The sequence below is a fragment of the Peribacillus saganii genome (assembly GCF_003429095.1).
GTDB lineage: Bacteria > Bacillota > Bacilli > Bacillales > DSM-1321 > Peribacillus > Peribacillus saganii.
The window spans coordinates 1-1,756 of the sequence record NZ_QVTE01000074.1; the positions used below are offsets into that span (position 1 = coordinate 1).

At 40.1% G+C, this 1,756-nt stretch carries 2 protein-coding genes; both read left to right on the forward strand.

Translation table 11 applies throughout. The features are described from left to right. Nucleotides 1-1,329, forward strand: a 1,329-nt coding sequence (locus D0469_RS20480) for a DDE-type integrase/transposase/recombinase (protein ID WP_142919223.1), incomplete at its 5' end; no start/stop codon positions are given. Beyond that, nucleotides 1,326-1,756 (forward strand): ATP-binding protein (locus tag D0469_RS20485; protein ID WP_158553611.1); only part of this gene is annotated, 431 nt, incomplete at its 3' end. The genes D0469_RS20480 and D0469_RS20485, both read left to right, overlap by 4 nt.

A 1,756-nucleotide genomic window follows, 5' to 3' on the forward strand; every position in this document is an offset into this window, starting at 1 on the left:
CATCCTGACTTATCAGGAGCACAAGTATTGGACTGGTTGGGGGAGAAACTAAACGTCAGTTCTGTTACAGAAGGAACTGTGAGAAACTATGTTAATGAGATACGTGTAGCTTACCATATCCCAAAAATGACTTCAGAAAGAAATTATAGTACAGTACCCGATCTTCCAATGGGTCAGCAGCTACAAGTAGATTTTGGTCAAATAAGGGTCCCTACAACCAATGGAACCTTCAAGCGACTCTACTTTATTGGATTCGTATTGGCCCATTCCAGATACAAATATGTAGAATGGCTTGACCGACCTTTTCGAGCATCAGATCTTATTAGGATGCATGAAAATGCCTTCCGTTTTTATGGGGGCATGTCTACTGAAATCGTCTACGACCAAGATCGCTTACTGGCTGTCAGTGAAAATGCTGGAGACCTTATCATGACAGTTGAATTCACTAAGTACCAGCAGACAAGAAAGTTTAAGGTGTACCTCTGTAGAAAATCTGATCCAGAGTCCAAAGGAAAAATAGAGCAGGTAGTAAAGTACGTAAAAAATAATTTTGCGAAGAACCGTACATTCGATAATCTACTAGATTGGCAGGAATCTTGTTTGAGTTGGTTAAAAAGAACGGGGAATTATAAAGTACATCATAATACGAAAAAGAGACCAGTGGAAGTGTTCGCCCTGGAAAAGCCACACCTACAACCGGTCTCTGGTACTTACATTTTTGAAGATATCTTCGATTCTAGTATAACAAGAACTATTAACAAAGACAATGTTATCCGGTTTGATGGGAATCGGTACAGCGTACCTCGCGGCACTTACCGAAAAGGAGCTCCAAATATTGCTTATGTCGAGACAGATACTGAGTATCTATACATACGCCTCCAGCAAAACGGACAGCTTTTAGCCAAACATAAAATCGCTAAAGGAAGTGGTACTGTCATTTCAGACCCTTCCCATCGGCAACGTGAACACTCTAAACGTGACCAATTAATAGAGCAAATTAAAGGAATATTAACCGATAAAGAAGCAGCAAATTGGCTTATTGAAATTCTCTCTAATCAATATCCACGTCATTTGATAGATCAACTTAAAGTTGTACAATCCGTCATCCTGAAATATCCAGCTTTCATTGATGAGGCACTTAATGAAATGAGACGTTTACGGTTGACTAGTGCGAATGATTTTCGGGATATTGCCATCTCATTAGAAATCCAGGGCCGAAAGAAACATATAGAAACTGGAACATTGAATGAGAAGTATAAGGCTTTAGTTGCCCCCGAACGAAAAGAGGATATCTATTTAAGTGTCCTTCAAGGAGGAGCAAATAGATGAGCCAGCCTTACGAAACACTACAGGAAAAATGCCGAACCCTACGCCTGGCTGAGACAGCCAAGGAATTACCCTCTCTTCTAAGGGAAGCTGAAGCAAAGGGATGGACATATCATGAGTTCATCCATGAGTTTCTTAGCCATGAAATGCGTTGTAGGGAAAGGAAAAATAGTGAAAGACTAATGAAGTGGGCAGAGTTTCCAGAGGCATTAACATTCGAAAACTTTCGTCTTGAAGAACAGACTGCGATTGGAGAAAAACAACTGAATATATTAAAACAATTATCATGGGTTGATGAGTGTTTTACCTTAATTATGATGGGACCAACGGGTGTAGGGAAGACTCATCTTTCAACTGCCCTTGGTATTCACGCTATCGAGCGTGGATACCAGGTCGCTTTTATATCAATGGATCGTTTGATTTATGTATT